The sequence below is a fragment of the Flavobacterium sp. AC267 genome (assembly GCF_979258715.1).
On the sequence record NZ_OZ409875.1, the window covers coordinates 4079910 to 4103930 of the forward strand.

The 24021-nt window shown below is 34.6% G+C and carries 27 protein-coding genes; 4 read left to right on the forward strand and 23 right to left on the reverse strand.

Going from position 1 to position 24021, the window contains the following annotated elements:
• Window position 1 precedes the first annotated feature (1 nt).
• From ACZZ95_RS21575 to ACZZ95_RS21585, 3 genes are read left to right on the forward strand one after another with little or no spacing between them, the layout of a single operon-like run.
• Complete coding sequence (locus tag ACZZ95_RS21575; RefSeq protein ID WP_463470610.1) at window positions 2–853, forward strand: hypothetical protein; 852 nt, start codon at window positions 2–4, stop codon at window positions 851–853.
• Window positions 837–1517, forward strand: a complete 681-nt coding sequence (locus ACZZ95_RS21580) for a hypothetical protein (RefSeq protein ID WP_463470611.1) — start codon at window positions 837–839, stop codon at window positions 1515–1517. The genes ACZZ95_RS21575 and ACZZ95_RS21580 overlap by 17 nt, the downstream gene beginning before the upstream one ends.
• Window positions 1489–1848: a DNA/RNA non-specific endonuclease gene (locus ACZZ95_RS21585; RefSeq protein WP_463470612.1), complete on the forward strand. Its 360-nt coding sequence runs from the start codon at window positions 1489–1491 to the stop codon at window positions 1846–1848. The genes ACZZ95_RS21580 and ACZZ95_RS21585 overlap by 29 nt, the downstream gene beginning before the upstream one ends.
• A gap of 1202 nt (window positions 1849–3050) precedes the next feature.
• Here the strand turns inward: ACZZ95_RS21585 and ACZZ95_RS21590 are convergent.
• The 20 genes from ACZZ95_RS21590 to ACZZ95_RS21685 are packed head-to-tail and all read right to left on the reverse strand — an operon-like array spanning window position 3051 to window position 19549.
• Complete coding sequence (locus ACZZ95_RS21590) at window positions 3051–3542, reverse strand: LacI family DNA-binding transcriptional regulator (RefSeq protein ID WP_463470613.1); 492 nt, start codon at window positions 3540–3542, stop codon at window positions 3051–3053.
• Window positions 3543–3557: 15 nt separating this feature from the next.
• Entirely contained in the window at window positions 3558–4835 is a 1278-nt protein-coding gene (locus ACZZ95_RS21595; protein ID WP_463470614.1) for a glycoside hydrolase 5 family protein, read from the reverse strand.
• Window positions 4836–4844: 9 nt separating this feature from the next.
• A complete protein-coding gene (gene bglX, locus ACZZ95_RS21600; protein WP_463470615.1) occupies window positions 4845–7079 on the reverse strand; it encodes a beta-glucosidase BglX in 2235 nt (744 codons plus the stop codon).
• Between the two features lie 20 nt (window positions 7080–7099).
• Window positions 7100–7468 carry a hypothetical protein gene (locus ACZZ95_RS21605; protein WP_463470616.1) on the reverse strand — a complete coding sequence of 123 codons (369 nt, stop codon included), beginning with the start codon at window positions 7466–7468 and terminating at the stop codon, window positions 7100–7102.
• Window positions 7450–8736, reverse strand: a complete 1287-nt coding sequence (locus tag ACZZ95_RS21610) for a sodium:solute symporter family transporter (protein WP_463470617.1) — start codon at window positions 8734–8736, stop codon at window positions 7450–7452. Before ACZZ95_RS21610 ends, ACZZ95_RS21605 begins: the two co-directional genes overlap by 19 nt.
• Window positions 8737–8738: 2 nt before the next feature.
• A complete protein-coding gene (locus ACZZ95_RS21615) occupies window positions 8739–9200 on the reverse strand; it encodes a hypothetical protein (RefSeq protein ID WP_463470618.1) in 462 nt (153 codons plus the stop codon).
• 23 nt (window positions 9201–9223) lie between these two features.
• Window positions 9224–10060: a cellulase family glycosylhydrolase gene (locus tag ACZZ95_RS21620; RefSeq protein WP_463470619.1), complete on the reverse strand. Its 837-nt coding sequence runs from the start codon at window positions 10058–10060 to the stop codon at window positions 9224–9226.
• Window positions 10050–10268: a hypothetical protein gene (locus tag ACZZ95_RS21625; RefSeq protein ID WP_463470620.1), complete on the reverse strand. Its 219-nt coding sequence runs from the start codon at window positions 10266–10268 to the stop codon at window positions 10050–10052. Before ACZZ95_RS21625 ends, ACZZ95_RS21620 begins: the two co-directional genes overlap by 11 nt.
• Window positions 10252–10743, reverse strand: a complete 492-nt coding sequence (locus ACZZ95_RS21630; RefSeq protein ID WP_463470621.1) for a glycoside hydrolase family 130 protein — start codon at window positions 10741–10743, stop codon at window positions 10252–10254. The genes ACZZ95_RS21625 and ACZZ95_RS21630 overlap by 17 nt, the downstream gene beginning before the upstream one ends.
• Entirely contained in the window at window positions 10700–11284 is a 585-nt protein-coding gene (locus tag ACZZ95_RS21635) for a glycoside hydrolase family 130 protein (RefSeq protein WP_463470622.1), read from the reverse strand. Before ACZZ95_RS21635 ends, ACZZ95_RS21630 begins: the two co-directional genes overlap by 44 nt.
• 23 nt (window positions 11285–11307) lie before the next feature.
• On the reverse strand, window positions 11308–11562 hold the full coding sequence (locus ACZZ95_RS21640; protein WP_463470623.1) for a hypothetical protein: 255 nt from the start codon (window positions 11560–11562) through the stop codon (window positions 11308–11310).
• Window positions 11540–12499, reverse strand: a complete 960-nt coding sequence (locus ACZZ95_RS21645; RefSeq protein WP_463470624.1) for a glycosyl hydrolase — start codon at window positions 12497–12499, stop codon at window positions 11540–11542. The genes ACZZ95_RS21640 and ACZZ95_RS21645 overlap by 23 nt, the downstream gene beginning before the upstream one ends.
• A 16-nt stretch (window positions 12500–12515) precedes the next feature.
• Window positions 12516–13991: a hypothetical protein gene (locus ACZZ95_RS21650; RefSeq protein ID WP_463470625.1), complete on the reverse strand. Its 1476-nt coding sequence runs from the start codon at window positions 13989–13991 to the stop codon at window positions 12516–12518.
• A gap of 24 nt (window positions 13992–14015) precedes the next feature.
• Window positions 14016–14408 (reverse strand): hypothetical protein, encoded by a 393-nt coding sequence (locus tag ACZZ95_RS21655; RefSeq protein WP_463470626.1) that lies wholly within the window; start codon window positions 14406–14408, stop codon window positions 14016–14018.
• A gap of 28 nt (window positions 14409–14436) precedes the next feature.
• On the reverse strand, window positions 14437–14958 hold the full coding sequence (locus tag ACZZ95_RS21660) for a hypothetical protein (RefSeq protein ID WP_463470627.1): 522 nt from the start codon (window positions 14956–14958) through the stop codon (window positions 14437–14439).
• A gap of 18 nt (window positions 14959–14976) precedes the next feature.
• Window positions 14977–15765, reverse strand: coding sequence for a RagB/SusD family nutrient uptake outer membrane protein (locus tag ACZZ95_RS21665; RefSeq protein WP_463470628.1), 789 nt, complete (start codon window positions 15763–15765; stop codon window positions 14977–14979).
• Window positions 15766–15794: 29 nt separating this feature from the next.
• Window positions 15795–15959, reverse strand: a complete 165-nt coding sequence (locus ACZZ95_RS21670) for a hypothetical protein (RefSeq protein WP_463470629.1) — start codon at window positions 15957–15959, stop codon at window positions 15795–15797.
• A complete protein-coding gene (locus ACZZ95_RS21675; protein WP_463470630.1) occupies window positions 15952–16473 on the reverse strand; it encodes a RagB/SusD family nutrient uptake outer membrane protein in 522 nt (173 codons plus the stop codon). The genes ACZZ95_RS21670 and ACZZ95_RS21675 overlap by 8 nt, the downstream gene beginning before the upstream one ends.
• A gap of 12 nt (window positions 16474–16485) precedes the next feature.
• On the reverse strand, window positions 16486–19014 hold the full coding sequence (locus ACZZ95_RS21680) for a SusC/RagA family TonB-linked outer membrane protein (protein ID WP_463470631.1): 2529 nt from the start codon (window positions 19012–19014) through the stop codon (window positions 16486–16488).
• Window positions 18962–19549: a carboxypeptidase-like regulatory domain-containing protein gene (locus ACZZ95_RS21685; protein ID WP_463470632.1), complete on the reverse strand. Its 588-nt coding sequence runs from the start codon at window positions 19547–19549 to the stop codon at window positions 18962–18964. Before ACZZ95_RS21685 ends, ACZZ95_RS21680 begins: the two co-directional genes overlap by 53 nt.
• A gap of 221 nt (window positions 19550–19770) precedes the next feature.
• Here ACZZ95_RS21685 and ACZZ95_RS21690 point away from each other — a divergent pair, with 221 nt between their 5' ends.
• Window positions 19771–20667, forward strand: a complete 897-nt coding sequence (locus ACZZ95_RS21690; protein ID WP_463470633.1) for an AraC family transcriptional regulator — start codon at window positions 19771–19773, stop codon at window positions 20665–20667.
• A gap of 1149 nt (window positions 20668–21816) precedes the next feature.
• On the opposite strand, the gene ACZZ95_RS21695 is transcribed toward ACZZ95_RS21690, so the two are convergent.
• From ACZZ95_RS21695 to ACZZ95_RS21705, 3 genes are all read right to left on the reverse strand, one after another.
• Complete coding sequence (locus ACZZ95_RS21695; RefSeq protein WP_463470634.1) at window positions 21817–22386, reverse strand: hypothetical protein; 570 nt, start codon at window positions 22384–22386, stop codon at window positions 21817–21819.
• A gap of 334 nt (window positions 22387–22720) precedes the next feature.
• Window positions 22721–23167: a GNAT family N-acetyltransferase gene (locus ACZZ95_RS21700; protein WP_463470635.1), complete on the reverse strand. Its 447-nt coding sequence runs from the start codon at window positions 23165–23167 to the stop codon at window positions 22721–22723.
• 217 nt (window positions 23168–23384) lie between these two features.
• On the reverse strand, window positions 23385–23945 hold the full coding sequence (locus ACZZ95_RS21705; protein ID WP_463470636.1) for a hypothetical protein: 561 nt from the start codon (window positions 23943–23945) through the stop codon (window positions 23385–23387).
• Window positions 23946–24021 lie beyond the last annotated feature (76 nt).

Here is a 24021-nt window from a genome sequence, read left to right on the forward strand (position 1 = left end):
AATGAAGAAGATCTTTTTAATTTTGGTCATCTTAACCATTGTGTTTTCTTGCAAACAAAAAACATTAGAGACAATAAAAAACTCTCTTCATACAAAAAACACTATAAATTTGGAAGAAGTAGAAAATTTCATTGAGAGTTCTCAAGAATTTGAATTAAAACACAATGAAATTTTTCAACAGGATTTACAAAGAAAATCAAAAGAATATTATGATAAAGTTATAGATAACTTTGTTGATGAAGAGACTGGCCCTTTAAGTTTACTTTGTGAATTATATAATAAAGCTTTTAAATCTGAAAACGAAAGGAAAACACTTTGGAAATTAAAAATCGAACAATATTTTCGAACTACTGCATTTTTAACATTTATCAGAAATGAAGTTACTATTTATACTGACGGAGTAAACAATCAGCGAAAAAATGGAATTTCTAAAATATTGAATATAAAACATACTTCTGATTTAAATCTATCTATTATTCAAGCAAATTCTTTCAAAGCTAAAAATGAAACTGTTGAAAAGATTATCCGTAAAATTAATGACGAAATTAATGATCAACTAGCTGATATTGCTTTAGGAATTATTCCTGAAATAATAGCTTTATTACTGTACTTCTGCGGATTATGGGCAACAAAAAGTTTAGGTTGTTTACCTTCTATAATAATAACTATTATTTTGGCAATCTTTTTTATCTGGAGATCGCATGCCCGTCAAAATGAAATGAAAGAAGTTTTAAAAACAGAATGTTATAACACACTAAACAGCACTAAAATAGATTATTTAGACCAACTCAATAAAAACACAATTGATTATTATTCTCAATTTCAAAAAATAAATTATGAAACTAATAAATAGCACTAAACTGATATTCTTACTATCGCTTATACTTTTAATTTCATCTTGCAGAAAAACTTCTACTGAAATTCTTGAAAAAACAGCTTTAAAAGAAGTTAGCACAGAACTTATTGAAAAAATAACTAAAAATTCAGCAAAAGAATTAGCTGAATTAGGTTTATCAAAAGAAGTTACTGAATTTGTAGCTAAAAATTTTGATGATAATTTAACTAAACAATTTTTAAAACTCGCTTCTGAAAACAAAAATTTTTTAACATATGCAAAAAGTAATCCTGCTTTTATAAATACTTGGAAAACCTTTTCTGAAACTAACTTTGCTTCAAATCCAAATCAAATACGTTGGATTAATAGCGCTATAGATCAAGAGAAGTATTCTTTAAAAAAAATAGGCCACAGCGTAGAGCTTATAGACTCGAAAACCAATAAATTATTAGGCACATTTGAAAAAGATAGAATTACAGCCATTGCTGGAGAAGGAGGAAATAAATTAAATCCATTATTAAACATTCATCCTTTAATGCCTTCTACGCATTATAAGATTGGAAATAATTCTACTTATAGTGATGCTTTTGGAAGAGTTGAAAAAATGGTTTATCCATTAATGTCTAATGAAACCAAAGTAGCAAGAAGTAGTATTGAGCAAGGTCTTTCCAAAAAAACTTAAAGATGGAAGAATTATCTTAGATGAATTTGGAAATCCGATTAAGGTTAAAGCAGGATATTATAGATATAGTGATGATGGAGGGCATCTTTTGGCAAATACTCACGGAGGTATTTCGGAACAAATAAATGTACTTCCAATGACTAATGATGCCAATAAAATTCACTTTAAGGCAATTGAAAATAAAATATCCAAAGCCCTCTCAGAAGGCAAGATCATCAAAGATTATACAGTCTCTCCAAAATTTACTGGAAAAAGTGGTAGACCAGATAAATTTAAAGTTTCATATTACATTGATGGTCAATATTATTCTAAACAAATTATGAACAACTAATTTATATTGATGTTTTACAATACTAAAATCAATAACACTTTTTAAATGTGATGATTAAAAGTGATAGCCAGTTAAAATGTAAAACTCTTTTCCTTCCAACAAAACTAACTACTTGACTAGAAGTTTAGGTAGAGTTTTTTATATTTTTTTAAATACATTTAGTCTTATATTAATGTTATTTAAAAATATTAATACGTTAAATTCTCATGTTAGAAAAAGTCGAAAAAGTTAACACGTTACAAATCTCATGTTAATTAAAGCCATTTATCACAAGGGTTAAAAAATAATCGAAATTGCTTAAATACTCAAGTGAGGAACTTCACTGAGAAAAACCCAAAAAAACAACATAAAACCGAATCTCTACAAAAAAAACAAACGACTATAAATCAGCGTTTAAAAAAAATAAAAAATCAATAAAACATTTTTCATAACCCTGAGCTCACGCGTTCAGCCCCGATCCTCGCTAGAGCTTTTTTAGTTTAAATATTAGTCATGGTGATATTTGAACCTAAAAAACTTATATTCAATAAACATTAATTCTTTTTAAATCACCTACAAAATGGTTCGAAAATTGTCACGTTTTCACTACTAGATGCAACCTATTTTGCTTTAATTACTATGATCAAAAAAACTTTTCATATATTTATTTCTAGGGAAACAGAACTCGAACCCGTTATATTTTAGGCTCATTTCAATCCCTAAAATTAAAACAAAATTTAATCTTCAAACAATTCAAAAAAATACCCCACTTTAACCATCTTCCCCTTCACCGGCCAAAATCAAAATAAAAAAATCTTCGAAAATTAAAAACAATCTAAAAAGAAAATAAATAAAAAAGAACACAAGCAAAAACTAACTAACTAACTAACTAACTAACTAACTAACTAACTAACTAACTAACTAACTAACTAACTAACTAACTAACTAACTAACTAACTAACTAACTAACTAACTAACTAACTAACTAACTAACTAACTAACTAACTAACTAACTAACTAACTAACTAACTAACTAACTAACTAACTAACTAACTAACTAACTAACTAACTAACAGAGGTAACACCTTTTCTGCTGTAAAAGCTTTAATCCTCTCATTTACTATTCTCCTTATTTAATAACCACAGCATCAAATCCATCAATTGCGTGCTTAATATTTGCAAAGATTGAGATGATCCGAATGAAAGTTCCGCTCTTTCAATAGTTATGCTCGCAGCCGCTCAATATTTTCAAAACGCCTATTTAATAAAATGACAGGCAGATTTTTCTTTAATAGATTTTTGACAGCACCATGTATGCCAGGTGATGAAGCAAGTATAAAACCGTCTGCCTGCCAGTGACAAAAAAAATTAATGAGTTCCATTGCCTTATCATCGTCATTTTCGTTGCCGCAGAAAATAACTTTATATCCTTCATTGTAAGCAAGACCTTCAAATACACTCGCCAGTTTAGAAAAGCAGGCGTCGGAGATATCCTCAACCATAAAAACTAGAAGATTTGATTTTCCGGTTCGAAGACTCTGCGCAATCTTATTGGGCCGGTAATTTACAGATTTTGCGTAAGCCAGCACTTTTTGAGTGAGAGCCGCAGAGATATGCTTTTCCTTGGCTTTTCCATTCAGTACAAATGACACCGTAGAAATAGAAATCTTCAGCTGGTCAGCTATATTCTGCATGGAAACCGGTTTATTTTTCAACAGTAAATTTATTAGCTATTTTAATGAATGGCATTTAAACGCATAATCACTGATAATTTCCTGAGTACTCAGATCAGTATTGTAGACCGAATACCATCCTTGGTATTCATGCGGAGGATCTCCAATTAAATCATCTCCCAATTTCCAGATGCTCATTGGCGTTCTTGGTCTTCCCTCGCCTCCCCAAGCCCAAAAATTTACTCCAGCGACCTGAGGATTTGTTTTACTTAAGGTATATATTTTATCAAAAATCATTTTATAATATTCGTCTCTAACTTTAACCGTTGAGTTGGCATCATAACTATTTTCATCTCTCGAAATTCCGAATTCTTCCAGTACAATTGGTTTATTCAATTTCTGAGCAATTTTAACATGTTCGTCAATATAACTATTGGCTTTTTGCACAGCAAAATCGTAGGTTTCTTTCGCTTTAAGCGGATCATACCAGCCCCAATTCTGAACCCAAAGATGAAAAGTACAATAATCAATATATTGGCTTTGATGGTCTTTTTCAAAATTAGTTCCGTTTGCGGGAGAAGGTGTGTTGCCTTCTGATCCAATAGAAACCAAATGATTAGAATCTAACTTCTTAATATATTGCGCCGTTTCGTGAATCCATTTTCGATAATCTTCAACGTTATTACTTCCTTCGGGTTCATTAGCCAGTCGCCAAGCCATGATTGCAGGATCTTTTTTGTATGGAATTTTAGTAATTGAATTTACTCGATTAACGACTTTCTCAATATGATTTTCAAACCATTTTTTAGCCGTTTTATTGCTGTAAAAACGTGCCGAATACTGCTGATATTTTCTCCAATCGCCGTTGTCTGCTGGCGACGGATACGGAATCGTTTCGTTTTTATTTGCCCATGAAACATATTGCGCAAAACCTCCAGACCAAGGCCAGAAATTATTCAAACAAACAACAGCTGTCATTCCGCGTCGCTTCATTTCTGCTAATAAAAAATCCAATCCTGCCCAAAGTTCTTCGTTATAAATTCCAGGTTCTTTCTGCAGGGTTGGTTGAACGGACCAAGGTGTACCTAAACTTCCTTCTGAACCTGCCATAATTCTAAGGTTTTTTACGCCGAGATTATTTAAGCGGTCTAATTCCCTTATTAATCTATCTTTATCAGAAACAGCTAAATTCATTCCGTACCAAAAATTGGTTCCCACATAATGATAGGGTTTTCCATCTTTTATCAGGATTCCCTTTTCTACCTTTATAAAACTCTGTGCGTTTGACATAAGCTGAAATAGTATTACAACTAAAACGTATATATTTTTTTTCATTTCCCTTTTTTATTGAACTTCAAATGATACTTTTTCACCTTTTGCGCTGCCGCTTCCTATCCATAAATCAAATTTTCCAGCTTCGACTTTCTTTTTCATATCGATTCCGTAGAATGCTAAATCGGAAATTGGCAGTTTAAATGTAACCTTTTCCTCTTCATTAGACTCTAATTCAATTCTTTGAAAACCTTTAAGTTCTTTTACTGGAAGTGCAATCGAAGCCGCAATATCCCTGATATACAATTGAACAATTTCGGTTCCTTTATATTTTCCTGTGTTTTTTAAAGTGAATGATATTTCTAAAATATCTTCTTTTTTCAAAACATTTTTAGAGAGATTTATTCTGCCATAATCAAAACTCGTATAAGATAATCCGAAACCAAAAGGAAACAATGGATCAGTACCGCTGTCAAGATAATAAGATTTATTTCCGAGTGAAGTTTGAGAAGCTTCAACTGGAATATTATTTAAATTTAATTCGCTTCCGTTTGCCGGACGACCTGTATTTAAATGATTGTAATACATCGGAATCTGCCCGACATTTCTAGGAAAAGTGATCGGAAGTTTGGCTGACGGATTTGCTTTTCCAAACAAAATATTCGCAATGGCAGAACCTCCCATTGTTCCCGGATGCCAAGCGTATAAAACAGCATTTGAAAGTTGTATTTCTTTCTCAATCATCAATGGTCTTCCTGCTAAAATTACGGTTACGATTGGTGTTCTGGTTTTCACTAAAGCCGCTAAAAGTTCCGACTGAATGCCTTGCAAATTCAAATCAGAAAGACTGTGGGCTTCACCAGAAAGTATCGATTCTTCGCCTAGAAATAATAAAACAATATCTGCATCTTTGGCAATTTGTCTGGCTTTTGAAAATGCTGTCGAATCTTTGTCTCTTGAGTACTTTAAAACAGGTTCATACACTATATTAATATCTTTTCCGTATTGTTCTTTTAATGCGGCAAGCGGTGTTACGGTATGATTTATTTCTCCATCAAAAACCCAGGTTCCCATCTGATCGTGCGGCGCATCGGCAAGCGGACCTAAAACGGCAATTGTTTTTGGTTTTTTCAGCGGTAAAATCTGAGCTTCATTTTTCAATAAAACTATTGATTCTTCTGTCGCTTTTTCTGCCAGTTTTAAATGTTCTTCTTTATAAAAAACTCCTTTTAAATTGCCTTTTACATACGGATTTTCAAAAAGTCCTAATTTGAATTTTACTCTTAAAATATTGAGTACTTCCTCGTTAATGGTTTCAATTGTAATTTTCTTTTCCTGTAATAACGTTTCGATATAAGCCACATAAGTTCCGCTGACCATTTCCATGTCAACTCCAGCGTTTATTGCTTTTTCTGCCGCTTTTTTATTGTCTGCGCTAAAACCGTGATCGACCATTTCGGTAATCGAAGCCCAGTCTGAAACTACAAAACCTTTAAAATTCCATTCTTTGCGAAGAATCTGCTTTAATAAAAATTCATTTCCAGAAGAAGGGATTCCGTCATTCGCATTAAAAGCTGTCATAATAGTTGCCAGATTTGCTTTTTTCACTGCTTCTTCAAACGGAACTAAATAGACATTTCTAAACTGTCTTTCGGTAATAGCCGTTGTATTATAGTCTCGGCCTCCTTCTGCCGCGCCATATCCTGCAAAATGTTTGGCACAGGCCGCAATCGAACTTGGATCTGATAAATCTTTACCTTGGAATCCGTTAATCATGGCAACTCCCATTACCGAAGTTAAATACGGATCTTCGCCACAGCTTTCGGCAATTCTTCCCCAGCGTGGATCTCTTGCAATATCGATCATTGGGGCAAAAGTCCATCTAATTCCAGTTTCCGAAGCTTCAATAGCCGCAACACGAGCCGCTTTCTCGACTAAATCTGGATTAAAACTGGATGCTTGGCCTAACGGAATTGGAAATATCGTTTTGAAACCATGAATCACATCGCGTCCAAAAATAAGCGGAATACCTAATCTGGTTTGTTCTACTGCAATTTTCTGTGCTTTATTCGCAATTTCGGGATTGGTGATACTCAAAACTGAACCTGCCATTCCCTGCTGAATCACCTTAAAATTGGTTTCCATATCATCTGCAGACAATTGATTCATCTGACCGATTTTTTCTTTTAAAGTCATTTTCTTTAAAAGAAGATCAATCTTTTTTTCGATGGAAGCATTGGAAGTCTGAGCGCTTGTTTTTAATCCTAAAATGATTAAAAACAGCGCTAAAAAGTAACCTTTTTTCATTACTTAATTTTTTAATTCAATTAGTAAAACAAAGCATACATTACAAAACAAGCAACCACAAGTAACAAGGCTTGTAAACGGAAGTTTTTATACCAAACTACATTTTTCAACGCGATGCTTTCTTCAATCCAAATGGCTTTTGTCCAAGTGTTTTCTTTTACTTTTTCTTCTAATGGCGGATCAGTAGATAAACTTACAGCAACATTTACCAAAAGACTTAAAACCAAAATAATTGGCGCTAATAATAGAAAATGAAGCCCAATTTCAAAACCAAGAACATATTTAGCGAGCATAATAATCATGGCAATAAAAAGTCCAGACATCAGTCCGCTGAAAGCTCCGATGGCATTGGAACGTTTCCAAAATAATCCTAAGAAAAAAGTTCCCACAACTGGCGCGCTAAATAAGAAAGTATCTCTTGGTAATAGGCAATTAACGAATCGAATTTACCAATGTAAGGCGCCCATAAAATGGCAATAATCAAAGTAACAACTGCTGTAATTTTTCCGACTTTTACCTTTTTTTCACTTGATGCATTTTTATCGAATTTGCTGTAAAAATCCATTGTAAATAAGGTTGAAACCGAATTTAAAGTCGCGCTTAAAGCGGATGTTAAAGCCGAAATCATTGCTGATAAGATAATTCCAATTAAACCAACTGGAAGTACTTTATTGATTAATCTTGGATAAACCTGATCGGTATTGATTCCGTATTTTGATTTTAGTTCGCTTCCGCTGATGATTTCATGAGGCAGATTTTCCACTCCAAACAAATTAATTCCCCTTGCAATTACACCTGGAAAAATAAAAATGAAAAGTGTAAATAAATACAGAAATCCAACCAGCAAAACGCCTTTTCGACCGTGATCTATTGATTTTGCAGACAAAACTCTCTGCACCATAACCTGATTATTTCCCCAGAAATAAAAACCAAGAATCGGGATTCCAACCCACATTCCCAACCAAGGAACTGTCGGATCATCCATAGATCGTGTGAGTTTTAGCCAAACTCCATCTTGAAACTGTGTGTAAAATGCATCCCAGCCACCAATGCTATCCATTGCAAAAAAGGCTAATAATGTTGAGCCAATTATCAAGATAAAGGCTTGAATTACTTCGGTATTAATTACAGAAGAAAGTCCTCCAATAATGGTATAACTTCCTGCTACAACAGCCATTCCGATAATTATCAGCATCATATCAACGTTTGGAAAAATCATATTAATGATTAAAGCTCCTGCGTACAAAGTGGCAAATGCATCTAAAAAGATATTTCCAACAATGGTAATGAAAGAAAAGTAAGTTCGTGATCTCACATCGAATCGTCTTTCTAAAAACTCAGGCATGGTAAAAATTCCCGATTTAATGTAAAACGGAAGAAAAAAGATGGCGAAGAAAACCATTACAAGAATCGAAATCCAGTTGTAATTGAAAACGGCAATTCCATTAATAAACCCTTCTCCAGAATTCCCCATTAAAGTCGAACTCGAAATACTGGCTGCAAAAAGTGACAAACCCACCATTGGCCATTTTAAATCGCGTCCGGCCAGAAAATAAGCATCTGAATCGCTTGATTTACTATTTTTTAATCCCCACCAAATAATAAAGATGATGTATAATACGAGTACAACTAAGTCAATTATATTTAAATTTATCATGATTATGGCTGGTATGAAGTATAAAGAATTACGCTTTTTGCGGGAATTGAAACTTGAATCGCATTGTTTTTTATAGTAATTTTTTCTAACGGAACAGGAAATCCTTTGGCATCAACAGGTCGTTTGTTTTCGCTGTATAAATATTTATTCAACGCCGATTTTAGCTTTAGTTTTTTGGTATCAATTGTAAAATTCGCTTCATTATCGCTGTTGTTTACAATGGCAATGGTAATATTTCCACTTTTTGTTATTCCTGTTAAGGCACGAACTTTATCAATGTTTAAATTGCTGTTTTTTACAATTTTCATATCGCCTGTAAAATAACGTGTCATAATTGACCACGTATAAAACCACGGACGCGACTCTTCATCTGCTTTATTATCTGTCAGTTCCTTTCCTAAGCTGTTGAACATTCCCCAGCGTTTCAATTTATATTTATCGCCTTTGTCATCTTTGGTGTGCATAGCATCGTCTAGATCCCAAGCAATTACAGCATCGAGCCGCTGTTTATAGACTGAATTAAAGCATCGGCCATATCGACTCCGTAATCATAATCGTAAACTGAAAGCTGACTGTCGACACTTGTAAATTTATCGCCCAAATGTTCTTTTGACGAAGGATCGCCTTTAAGACCTAATTCTCCCAAAATAAAAGGCTTTTTATGAACCGAATCGGTAAAACGAACTAATTCGCTAAACGTTTTTTGAAATTCTCCCGAACGAATACTTTCTTTTGAGGGATAATCATGCACATCATAAGAAGATACTAAATCAGGAATCTGCAAGGCTGTTTGTCTTGCCCAGTCTAAACCTTTGTATTTGGATTTTGGATTATTAAAAGAAGTCGCATCAGGTCCGATAATCGAAATATGTTTGTCTAATCCTGCTTTTTTGATGGCTTTATGAAGTAATTGAATTCCTTCTTTCCATTGCTCAAAATCGCCGTCGGTTGTTGCCCAGTCTCCGTTGGGTTCGTTTACGAGATTGTAATATTTGATACAGCTGTATTTTTTAACTTTGATTAAATGATTCAGATTTTTAACAATCAATTCAATCCATTTTGGGTCGTTCGCACCTGTAAAGCTATTTTGCAGTTTTAAATGGGTATCATGAACTTTATATGGCTGTCCCCATTCGCCTAAAATGACAGCAATTTTGTTTTTTTCGCAATAATCCAACAGTTTGTATAATGCTCTCATTTGATCGCTTTCAAAATCAATTATCGGATTTCCAGATGCATCAAAACCTTTCAAATACCTCCAATTGGCCTGATCCATTACTCTGGCAATTTTTGGTTTAATGAAAGAAACACGGTCAAAAACCAACTGCCATTTTTTCTTCTGTCATTAATTTTCCCCATTCAGAATCTTCAGTATCGGCATGCGGATAGGCAGAAAATTCAATTCCGCTTCCAATAAATTCATTTGAAATAACCTCATCTGGATTAATAGAAATTATAGGAATCGAATTTTGGCTTTGTGCGGAAAAACCAAGTAATACACACAACAGTGCAATGCTATTTTGAATTTTCATTTTGGGAATCTTTTAAGGTTTTTAGTAAGTCATTAATGTCGCAGGTTGCTAAACCAACGTATTTATCAGTCGCGCCGTAATAAACATATAAAATATTATCGACAATCATATTCCCTGTAGGAAAAACACAGCCTTTGTAAAAACCTTCAATTTCGTAGTCATGTTCGGGTTCCATTATCCAGTCTTCTAAACGCGCAGTTACTTTTGTTGGATCTTCCAAATCTAATAAAGCTACGCCTACTCTGTAATATCCGTTTCCGCCATTTTCTACTCCGTGATAAATTAACAACCAGCCATCTTCAGTGCGTAAAGGCGGTGTACTGCCTCCAATTTTTTCTTCCCAAGTTCCATTTCTTCCGCTTAAAAGTAAGGTGCTTTTTTCTTCCCAAACCATTAAATCATCAGAATAACGAATCCAAATTGCAGGATAATCACAGCCATATTCTGCTCCAACCCATTGTTTTGGACGGTGCAAGCATCGCATATTTTCCGTTGATTTTTTCAGGAAATAAAATCACATCGCGATCATCCAGATTTGACGTTGTGATGCGCCCTAATCTTCTAAAATTTTTAAAATCGGTTGTAACAGCTAATCCAGAATTCGCAATATTATGTTTGTACACTGCCGGTGCATCTGGACCAGTTTCTGGAAGATTTATTACATCGTGCGCAAATGTCCAATAACGCCCTGGAGGATAAGGTCTGTAAGCGTACGTTACATAATATTCGTTTCCGAATTTGATAATTCTAGGATCTTCCACTCCGCCCATATCGGGTCCGTTACTGCTCGGTCCAAAAACAGGTTCGTCTGATTCTCTTTTAAAATTAATACCATCTGTACTCGTTGCCAAACCAACTCGGATTAAATGATCTACATCATCTCCTGTCGCTCTGTAAAGCATATAAAAAGTTCCGTTTTCATACCATACGCCCGGATTACAAACCACTAGGTTTTCCCAATAATTATTTGGGTTTGGACTTAAAACTGGATTTTGGGTGCACTTACTTAATTTCATTTTGATTATTGTGTTTTTGTTTTTTATTTTACTGTTGTGTTGGTCGCCATCGTATACATATCAGGCAGTTTTTTACTGAAGATCATATTCGGACCTGCATAAAGCAGTTTAAAATTGGCCGCAGAACTATGTCCTTCAAAAGGTGCATAAAAATGAGTTCCTTCGTGAAGCGGATCGTATTTGTTACGCCACATTACGACCATGCTTACTTTTTTTCCCGTAAGAGGAACCGAAATTTCGTTTGTCCAATAGGTGTCATACGGCGCGCCGTTTTTCACTATGCCTTCTACTCCTGTTTCTGTTACGCCGCAAGGTTTTAGTTTTTGCTCGCGAAAGTGTTGCCAGATTTCGAAGATTGGTACTGAAAGCGGCTGTATTAGTTCCGTGATAACTGTCCCATCCTAAAAAGTCAACATAATTGTCTCCCGGCCATCTGAACAAAAAACTATCAACAGTTCCTTGACTATCTAACTGAGGCGAAATGGCATAAATAAAGCTGTGAACTTGTTTTTTATTTTTCAGATAATCAATGGTGTATTTCCATAAATTAATGAATTCTTCCTGAGTTGTAGCACTTGAACCCCACCAAGACCAAGCTTGTGTATGTTCGTGAAATGGACGAAAAACAATTGGAATTACTTTTCCGTTATTGTCTTTTAAATTATTGGCAAAAACAGCTAATTTATCCAGCCAAGAATTGAATTTTACATTAGTCGCACTTCCTTCCGTTAAGATTTCTTTTGCAACTGTATTTTTTGAATTATCCCAAGAGTCACCACCCGTTAACGGATTATTTAAATGACAACATGCCGTAATGACTTCCCCTCTTTCGCGAGCTTCTTTTATCACTCTCGCTCGGTCATTATTTAATGTTGAAGTTGTGCTTCTGTCATCCATAATTTCAGCAAAATCAACGCTGAAAACGGCTGGATAATCTCCGCAGACATCTTTAATATCAGAACGTCCGGCTTGTGTCATCCAGTTTCTTCCGTACAATAAATCGTCGTGATGACCAAACATGGTTCCTTTTTCCTGAATTCTCCATAAATTCGAATACAGCGCTTTGGTTTCGGCAGTTGCATTTGGATCGCTCAGTTTCAATTCTATTGCTGTCGGCACTTCGGGTTCGTTTCCGTCTGAATCTTTTTTATCATCAGAAGAACATCCGATACAGGACAAACTCAGGGCAACCAAAATTGTATATAATGCTTTCATCGTTTTCTTTTTTAGGTTAATAATCGAAATTGGTTAAAACCAAAAGTCCTTCGGCGGGAATTGTTTCGGTTATTTTTTTGTTTAAATCCAAAGTGAGATTGGATTGATTTGGAAGAAGATTGTGATCGCCTTCAAATTTTAATTTGTCTTTCGCATACACAAACTTTTTAATTTGATTTAAAACAGGCAGATCTTTTGAAGTCAGGTTTATTTGTAAAGCTTTTGAAGAAACATTGACAATAGCAATCATATTTTTTCCATCTTTTGAAACTGAAATCGCTTTTAGGTTTGGATTTCCTTCAACTGAAACTTTATGAATTTGAGATCCCGAAGGCATATATTTCGTGAGCAAAGACCAAGAGTAAAACCAAGGGCGAACTTTCTCTTCCTCTGCTCCAAAATATTCGTCTCCTAAAATGTTCCAAAATCCCCATACTTTCAGTTTGTTTTTTTCTTCTTTGCCGTGCATGGCATCATCTAACATCCAAGCGACCGATCCAGAATAACCCGCATTTATGGTTTGGATTAAAGCGTCTGCCATATCAGAACCATAGACATAATCGTAAACAAACATTTGAGAATCTTCCAGCGAAGCATACGGTTTTGCTTTTGCTCTTGCGATATTTTCATTTAGTAAAGCTTCATCTTCTTTTTCGACAAACTTGAATCCGATTTCGCCCATTACGATAGGTTTTCCTGCTGGAACGGCATCTTTATACGCTTTTAAAATGGAAGTATATTGACCAGAATTAACCGTGATTTTAGATGGATACGTATGAATATCGTAAACGCCAATGGCGTGATCCAGATCTTTAGCGGACTTGGTAATCCAATCTACTTTATCGGCTTTCCAAATGGCAATATCTGGTCCTAACAAAGACACTTTTTGATCTAGATTTAAAGCTTTTACTTCTGACCAAAAATAACCTGCCGCATTTTTCCAAAGCTCATAATTTTCATCTGTTGAAGACCAAAATCCATTCGGTTCATTGATCATATTGTAATAATGTATACACGAAAAGCCTTTTTTATTTACCAGAAAATCAAGATATTTTGTCGCTAATTTTAGATTGTTTTCGGAGATTATATTGGTTTTACTATTTACCATTCTGTCTCCCCAATCTCCCAATACAACTTTTACATTTCGGGATTGGCAGTATTCCAAAATCGGGGCAATGTTTTCGTAATTTTTCATCTCATTCAATACGCCGTTTTCTATTACAGACGTAGTGTTCATCATGACTCTTATAAATTGGGGTTTCATAAAATCAAGACGAGAGTATAATTTCTGCCAGTCTTCCGAAGAAATTTTTAATTGCTTTTCTCCATAATCTAACTGGTAAGGATCCCACTGGACGCCGTTACCAATATAATTTGGGTTTACAATGGCTGTGCTTTCAACAGCAACAGTTGCATCGGACACAGCCGAGCAACTGATTACTGTTGTCACTAACCAAAATGATACTATAATTTTAGAAACTGTTTGTCTCATAAAAGGTTTTATGACATTTATATTTTATTCTACTTTTGTTACGTCTATCCAGAAACGTTTTGGCTTTTTAACGAACTTATCGTAATCGGTATAAATTTTACTCCAATCATCTGTTCCGTTTAAATTGAAAGCAAAAGCATTGTGTGCAATAGTTTTGGTACTTCCGTTTCCAAGATTTTCCGTTCCAGCATTTTCAAAAGTTCCTACTTTCGTAGTTCCGTCAGCAAAAGTGAAAGTGATGGTTCCTGTCGCATAATTTCTCAGCCATTTCCCTTCTCCAACTGGAATTTGTCTGTAGAATTTTTTCACATCAGTTACAGGTGTTCCAACAAATACAAAGTCGGCATATTTGCCATCGGCACCGGCTGTATTTGTAATTTTTCCGTAGGTATTTCCGTCTTCGGTAATTCCCGTCATTTTAAAAACCAGCTGATTGTCTAATTCTTTATCTGGTCCTTCTGCTTGCAGACCAAATCCAAGGCTTGTCTTTCATAGCTAAAACAGCTCCTCCGCCATATTCTGGGCCAGTTCCTCCGTAAACTATCAAATTATCAATATCATATGTTCCGATAAGTGATTCTCTAAATGAACTTGCTGTAACGGTGTATTTTCTTGATTTTCCTGTTGGAGAAGTTACTGTAAGCTCTGCACTGTTCTGCGCATTTTCAAAATTCAGCGCTTCGCCTTCTTTTACAGAAGATTTTGCACCGTAAGACAATACAATTTCTTTCACTACAATGTTGCTCAAATTTGGAACTGCATCTACATTAATAGCCAAGTTAATTGTTCCCGTTTGATCGTCTACGCGAACAACCTGCGCATTACCAACCTGATTTTCAAATTTAATTTCGAGAACATTGCGTTCATTGTTCCAGTTTCCTTCGTCAATATCTTCTAAAGGATCATTTTGACAGCTTGTCTGCATCAATGCCATAGCGACAAACAAGACATATATAATTTTTTTCATACTACTTATTTTTAAGAATTATAAACCTGTGTTTAAATCTATTTCTGTCTGCGGTATTGGGTAAAATGCGGCTTGTTCTGCGGTAATTCCAGCCATTGCAGGAACAACTTGAGAAACTTTATTGAAACGACGTAAATCATACAAACGGTTTCCTTCAAAAGCCAGTTCCAATGCTCGTTCGTTCCAAACTGCTAATCTGAAATTTTCTAGACTTAAACCTGGAGCCAGATTTCCTAGACCCGCTCTATTTCTAATTTGATTGATTATCGCATACCCTTCTGTAGTAGGTCCTGCGGCTTCGGCGTAAGTTAAAGCCACTTCGCTAAAGCGGATTAAAAATGGTTTTGTACTTGTCTTGTCTCCAATGAAGTTTGGATCAATATATTTTCGTGTAAACGGATACACAATTTTCCCTGGATACTGCGCCGAAACTACCCCCGAAGCATCATAGGTTGTGGCAACAAATAAGTCTGTTTTTCTTTTATCAGCATTATCAAAACTGTTGTAAAAGCTTATCAAAGTTTGAAAAACACTCCAGCCATCATGTGATTTTGTATAGGTATTATCTGGATTTTTCAAATAAATTGTCGCACCATCGATATACGGAATAAACAATTTTGAAATTTTAGAATAATCACCTTCTGTCGCTCCTGTTCTGTCCATTGAAAGCAAGAAGATATTTTCTTTTCCTAAAGGTTTTTCAACATCATAAATGCTTAGAAGGTTATTTTCGAAACCATAAACGCTTTGTCCTGTAATCACGTCGTTTGAGTATTTCTGTCGCCTGTTGGTACATTGCCGCAACATCTTTAGTCATTTCTGCATATTGAGGCACATTATGTTCTTTTGAAGAGGCGATGTACAAATACACTTTTGCCAATAATGCCTGCAGCTGCTACTTTATCGGCACGACCTAAAGCTTGATTTATTTTTAATAATTCGATTGCTTTTTCGGAATCTGCAATAATAAAATCATACACTTCATCCAAATTTTTAGCCATTGGCGCTGACGGTCTGATTTACGGTTTCTACAACAGAAGTATGCATTGGCACACGACCAAAGTTTTTAACGAGATTGAAATAATTCCAAGCTCTTAAAAAATATGCTTCTCCAAGAAATTTATCCTTTAATTCTTGTTCAAACTTTCCTTCTGGAACATTTTTAATTACGGCATTTGCTCTATTAATAGCGATATAGGCGTATTTAAAATAATTCCCCAGCATTCTGTTGGTATTAAAAGTCCCAACCTGCCATTTATCTAAGTTCTGATTATCGGCAGTTTCATCGCCTTTTGGTCCGCATTCTTCAGTTGGAAGATCGCCTACATAAAATATCGCTCTTGAATATTCTAAGAAAGTCAAAGCATCATAAGCATAATCTACTGCGGATTCGGCATCAGAAGCGGTTTTATAGAAATTCTCTTCCGAGTAAAATCCGTAAGGTTCTTCGTTTAAGTCACAAGCAAAGGCGCTCATAATAAGAGCCATTGTTACTATTTTATATCTTGATTTCATTTTGATACTGTTTTAAAAAGTTAAGTCTAATCCGAAAGTCCATCTGCTCAATCTAGGGTAACCGCCCCAGTAAATTCCGTCTGTTCCTACTTCAGGATCGTAACCGTCAAATTTGGTAAACGTGTACAAGTTGCTTGCATTTAGATACAATCTCACACTTTGAAAAGCACTTTTTACAGGTTTTAAAGTATATCCTAAAGTCACATTTTGAATTCTCACAAAAGAACCGTCTTTAACCCACCAGTCTGAAAATTTCAAAGTTCTTCCGTCTCTTAAACTCGGATAATCATTTGTTGGATTGTCTAATGTCCAGCGCAAAGGTGCATTGCTAGGCTGATTGAAAGCCTGTGTATCTAAAACATCCTGTCCGAAAACACCATTCAAAAACACGCTGAAATCAAGCTGTTTGTATTTTACGCTTAAATTTAAACTCGCCATAAAATCAGGATTTGGGTTTCCAATTATAGTCTGGTCTTTTGTATCTACAACACCATCTCCATTAATATCTACATATTTAAATTCTCCAGCCTGTGCCAGTTGTCCGTCTAAACCTGCGTTGATACCTTCTTGTAAATTCTGAACAATTCCGTTGGTTTTGTAACCGTAGAAAACATTTACCGGCTGTCCAATCGCTAATAAATTTGGAAATTGTCTGAACTGTTCTAAACTGTTTCCAGAATACTCATACTGCATTCCTGTATTCGGATCAACATTTAAACCTGATTGTTCTACTGATCCAAGGCTTACAATTTCATTTTTGTTTTTAGAATACACCGCTTGAGCACTAATTGTCCAATCTTGATTTTTATAAATTTCTCCGTCAAGCGAAAGTTCAAATCCTTTGTTGGTTAATTCTCCATCGTTTACCCAGATTCTGTCATAACCAGATGAAGGCGTTAGGATTCTTTCTCTCAAAAGATCTTTGGTTTGTTTGTTGTAATAATCAAAAACAATATGAAGACGATTATTCAAAATCGACATATCAACACCAAAATCACTTTGCGCTGTTGTTTCCCATTTTAAATCTGGGTTTGGAATTCCGCCCCAAAGTTTTTCGATTCCATCTTGTCCTGTTGTTCCCACAACATATCCAGGTCCGATTGCCGAAACCCAGCTTCCGTTATCGTAATACTGACTTACACCATAACGGCTTAAAGTCTGATACGGATTGATTCCTTGATTTCCTGAAATACCATAACTAGCACGGAATTTCAATTCATCAAAAACTTTTAAACTTTTAATAAATTCTTCATTGTGTGCTTTCCAGCTTAAAGCTCCCGATGGGAAATACGCCCACTGATTGTTTTTACCAAATTTGGAAGAACCATCTGCACGGGCTGTAATTGTTGCCAAATATTTATCTGCATAACCATAATTCAATCTGAAAATTCCTGATACCAATTTTGTTTCTGTTTTACCATTCGAAACGGTGTTGCGTTCTGGATTTCCAGCACCCATATTTTCGTTTCCAAGTGTTTCATTCACAAAATCAAATGCACCAAGTCCTGAACTTCTAGATACATAACTTTCGTAAGTATAACCTCCTGTAATACCTAAATCATGTTTACCGAAAGTCTTGTTATAGTTTGCAAAAGTTTCTGAAACAAAATTCTGTCCTTCCCAGTTGTTGATATATCCTGCTCCATTATTAAAATCTCCCGTTTCAGTATATTTACTTGGATAATATTGGTCATTAACCGACGATCCATATTTGTAATTTAGTCTTGAAGTCAATCTTAAAGAAGGAATGATCTGCCATTCTAAAGAAGCAGAACTGATTACATCTATCGTTTTGGTTTCATTTTGACGAAGATTCGTAATCGCAACCGGATGTGTATAATCGTTTTGGCCAATCATATAATAATCGCCATTGGCATCATAAATTGGGAAAATAGGATTTCTCCAATACGCTAAACCGCCGTTCGAATTTCTTTTTCCTTTGCTCACAATGTTTGAGAATCGAACTGTGAAATTGTCAAAAACATCATGTTTGATTCTAAGATTATAGCCTCCTTTGCTGTAACCGTCCTTTACAAAAACACCTTGTTCGCTGTAATAATTTCCGCTTAAATTGAAGCTTGTCTTATCTGTACCGCTGTTAACACTCACGATAGTATTATTGCCAAGAGGCATATTTCTAAAAGTCACATCGTCCCATTTGGTAAAATAGGGCCAAGATCCAGACTGTAATTCTTGAATAGAAGGATAATACACGCCGTTAGAATTATTCGCGCCAACATAAAGCGGTGTTTGTCCGCCATTAATTCTGCCTTCATTGCTTAACTGCGCCATTAAAACAGGATCTCTCCATAAATTCAGTTTTGAATTAAACTCAGAAACAGTAGACTGTTGCTGTACTAAAATTTGTGTTTTTCCTTTTTTAGCCGATTTAGTGGTTATAATAATAACTCCATTTGCTCCTCTAGAACCATATATTGCTGAAGCTGAAGCATCTTTTAATACATCGACTTTTTCGATATCAGCAACGTTAACTTGTTTTAAATCGCCAGCATCTCCAAGCGGAAAACCGTCTAAAACCACAAGCGGCGCATTTTGAACCTCTAAGAGAACTTCCTCCTCTGATTCTAACGGTGGATGTTGAACCTGGATCTTGCGAAGTTGTTACCTGTAAACCAGCAACTCGCCCCTGTAGAACCTGCTCGACTGAGTTGGAAGGAATATCTTCTAATACTTTAGTTTTAATTGTACTTACAGAACCGGTAAGATCTGCTTTTTTAACAGAGCCGTATCCAATTACGACTACTTCTTTTAGGTTTTGCGATGATGCTCTTAAAACGACATTTAATGTATTTTTACCTGAAGCGACAATCTTTTGGGTATCAAAACCCATAAAAGAAAAAGATAAAACTGCATTTGCAGGAGCATTGATTTCAAATTTTCCATCAAAATCTGTAGAAGCGCTTTTAGTAGAACCTTCTACTGTAATGTTTACTCCAGGTATTGTCAGACCGGTTTCGTCTGCCACGGTACCTTTTATTATATTCTGACTGTAAGTCGCAAATGTGCTAGCAAACAGAATACAAAAAAGTAAGCTTTTTGTCCATTTTTTTTTCATTTGTTGATCGGTTAAAGATTAGTTATTAGTTTCAGGACAAATTAACTACTTCGTTTTCGTATTGATTTTGTAAATACGATCAAATGATAATACTTTAATGAATAACAAATAGTACTTTAATTTAAAATTATAGTCTTTATATGAATAAATTATTTTTTAAACCTTAAATAATTACGTATAACAGAAAAAAAATATCTATTTTTGGACAAGTTTATTATCTTATGATGAAATATAATAATACTATTATGAACGAAAAACGCAATATCTTAAGAGAATTAGTACCAATTTCAGACGATGACTTTTTTATCGTACTCAATCATATGCACGCTAAATTTGATTTTCCGTCGCATTTTCATCCAGAAATCGAATTGAATCTGGTTCTAAATTCATCTGGAAAAAGAATTATCGGCGATTCAGTTGTAGAATATACAGATTGTGATTTGGCGCTCATTGGTCCGAATACGCCGCATTTGTGGACTGGAATAAAAGACAATAATGACGCGCATGTGGTTACGATTCAGTTTCATGAAGATTTATTTTCTCAAAAAACTTTAAACCGAAAACTGGCGCTTCCTATTAGAGAATTATTGGAACGATCCAAAAGAGGTATTGCCTTTTCTAAAGAAACTATTGAAGCACTGAAACCAAAGATAGTACAGCTTTCAGATTCTCAAGATTTTGATTCATTATTAAACTTTCTTTCCATTTTACATGACTTGGCTATTGCAAAGAATACCAAAAATCTTGCTTCTCATTCGTATGTTGACTATTACAGTTTTCCTGAAAGCCAGAGAATAGAAAAAGTAAATGATTTTATTAAAGAAAATCTGCAGAATAAAATACAATTAAAGGAAGTCGCAGATCTAGTAAATATGTCAGAATCGGCTTTTAGCCATTATTTTAAAAAATGTACCAATAGTTCTTTTTCCGATTATATTACTGATTTGCGTCTGGGTCTTGTCGCACGATTGTTATTTGAATCGGAACAATCTATAAAAGAAATCTGCTATGACAGTGGATTTAATAATATTTCCAATTTCAATCGGACTTTTAAGCGTAAAATGGGCTTTACACCAAGCGAATTTAGGGATCAAAGCAAGTTAATTACGAAACATTAAGTTATTGATTTAAACTGCTGAACAAATTTAATTATAGAATTTTTAAGCAGTTAAGCCCGTGTCCAAAAATTAAAACACGGCAAACTAAACCATTAAAGCATTAAGTTCAATTAATATTAAAAATAATTCGCCCAATTACTTTCCCGTGTTATCCTTTTTTATCTCATTTAATTATTGCTCTCTAATATAAATTCTTTAAAAAATAAATAAAAATTCTCGGATCGAAATCAACTTCCCACCCCAACCAGCCTCCTCCTTCACTGGCCAAAATCAAATTAAAATATCTGCAAAAAATAAAAGGAAAAACCTAACTAACTAACTAACTAACTAACTAACTAACTAACTAACTAATTAACTAACTTTTAAATAGTCTATTCATTTAAACAAATTCGCTAACCTAATCAATTTTACCATCACCGTACAAAATCATAATTAGAAAACATCTTTAGAAAGAAAGAAAGAAAGAAAGAAAGAAAGAAAGAAAGAAAGAAAGAAAGAAGAACTAATTTCTCCATTCTCTTTCCTAAACCACCCTCCACCCTATACTATAAATTGTTTCCAAAAGAAAAAACGAAAAAAAAGAAAGCCCAGATCAAGCGTTATAGCAGATGCGCAGTGCTATAAGTCCCGAAGGGCGGACAAAGGAAACGAAGTCCGTTATGCGCACGCGGCAGACGCAATGACGCTATCTTGGCGCCCTTTTTAGCCGTTTGGAATGAAAACTGGTGCTAAACAACCAACTGCAATCCATCTGCTTTGTGTTATCAAACAGCAGGCACCGCCTTTTACTTGAGTTAGAATAGAATAAGACGACATGTTATTTAATAGTGGTACATTTCATTTTGAAAAAGTAAAACCACAGCAAAATACTGTTATAAGTTAGGTTTGAAATTGTATTACATTATTTTTATTTTAGTTGTTTTTATTGTTAACAGGTTCGAATCCTGTTCCCGTCGCTAAGTAAAACTTTATAGAAATCTGAAGCTTTTTTTGATTTAATACTTTCTAAATAATACATACGCTGACAAAAAAAGATTTAAAAAAGTAAAGCCATCCCGTAGTAGAATGGCTTTTGCTTTATTTATTTGCGTTCACGAGCGGGACGAAAGCGCTAGCGGGGACAAAATCTAAAATTGATAGAAAATTAATTTAAATAAATTTTTCCCATATTTTAAATAAATCATAAATGGCATCATAATTACCTTTTTCCTTCTCAACTAATTTACCTCCAAGAATATACAACAACCAAACAGGATTAAGTTCCTTATTCTTTAATTTTATGACAACATGTCCATGATTAACATCTTTTTTATTTTTTGAAAAATATTGTTGCCATTTAAGTCCTTTATTTTCGTTAATAAATGTTTCTCCAAAATATATTGCTGTATCAACTAAAATGGAACGTGTTTTTGTTGTTAAATCCCAATCCTTAATAGTTATATAATCCAGAACATTTGCCCTTTTTTGAATGTATTCATCTATAGGGATTTTTTCTGTTTCAATTGCAGTTGTCAGCCATTTTCCCAAATCTTTCAATGAGTCAACAGTAAAATCTGCTTCCCAATTATCAAATTTCGGAGTTGATCTGACAATATCAATTAAAGCTTCTATCCTTAAATTTTTACCCTCAAAGAACCAATCACCATAAGATTTTAACTCGTCTTTGGTTTTAGAACTGAAATGGTAATCGATTGGTAAATTATTAATTATCTTATACATATTTTAATGATTAATTATTGTAATTCCGTTGCTTTCAAGCGCTTTTATCAAAGGCTGGGATGCTCCTTGCAATCCTGTTACTGGACTTTTAAAAAAATGCCAGGTAGCTCCATTAATCAACCTTCTGTCTGCGAATAAGACAAAGTATTGGAGCTACACGCAGTTTGGGACTAAATTAAGCCCATTCTTCGGATTTGCCACCCGAGCGATAGCGAACAGACGAAGTAAATCTTCCAAATACAAACCAATTTCAAATTAAGGCTAAAACCCAAATTACTTGTAGCGTCTGTTATCGGTTCGGGCTTATTTCGGGCTGTTTTTTGTCCTGTCATTGCTACTTTGAATAAACGTTTTTATCATGAAGTTCCATCCATTTGGTTGGGTCTGCAATGTCTATCCACCCAAATTTACGATATAGATCGTGTGCGTCTCCTGTGAGTAAAATCCAACGTCTTAAACCTTGTAGACTCGGATAGTCCATAACCGTTTCCATTAACCATTTAGAAAGCCCCAATCCTCTGTATTCTTCTAAAATATATACGTCGCCCAAATAGGCAATCGTTGAAAAATCGGTAATGATTCTTGCAAGGCCAATTTGTTTTTCGTCTTGGTAAACACCAAAGCAGAATGAATTTTCAATAGCAGTTTGCACCTTGTCTTTCGGAATATTTATGCACCAATACGCTTTGGTTGATAAAAATTCGTGAATGGCGTCAATGTCTAATTTTGCCTTGTCGGTTGAAATGCAAAACTCGCCTTTGTATATGTTTACGTCTGTCATAGTTTCTGTTTACTGTACGGTGTCGTTTTAGCCTGACCGCTAACGTTCTGGCACTACAGCGGGTTTGGGACTAAATTAAGACCATTCTTCGGATTTGCCACCCGAGCGATAGCGAACAGGCGAAGCAAATCATCCCAAATACAAGACCATTTTTCCATTAAGCATAATGCCCAAATCCGTTGTAGCATCTATGTTATGTGTAGTGCCTTTCGTTATATTAAAAGTTAAATGATTGAGTCGAATTTTCTTCGACTTGCTTTTCTATTGTACACTTTGAAAATTTCTTATCTCCAAAAAAAATCGGGTCTTCAAAAAATATACTCAAACTTGGTAATTCGTTAAAATATTTAATAGTCCCAATTTCAAACGTAATATAAAAATAGGATGAATTAAATGCAGATTCATTATCTCCCGACCATAATAGACTTAAAGTTGAGAAATGAATCTCAGTAATTTTTTTCAAAACATTTTTCGGGATAAATATATCTTCAGTTTTATTGGATATTTTTATGGAAGTCCAATTTTTACCGTCATATTTTACCGTTATAATTTCTCCAGTTTTGTATGTCAATTGCGCTTCAACGAGCTTTCTTTTTCGACTAACTATTTCATTACAAAATATTTTTAATTTTGGATCTGATGAATTAAACTTCACAACTTCCTTATTCTCAAAAGTAAATTTAAATGATTGTGGTTTTTCAATTCGGTCTTTATGTGCATAAATATTTGCAAAAGTCAGAACTAAGATAAAAGTAAAAATTGATTTAATATTTCTCATTTTTCGGTTTTCTGTGGCATTACACATAACGTCCCGCCGCATGGCGAGGTTGGGGACTAAATTAAGATTAATATTT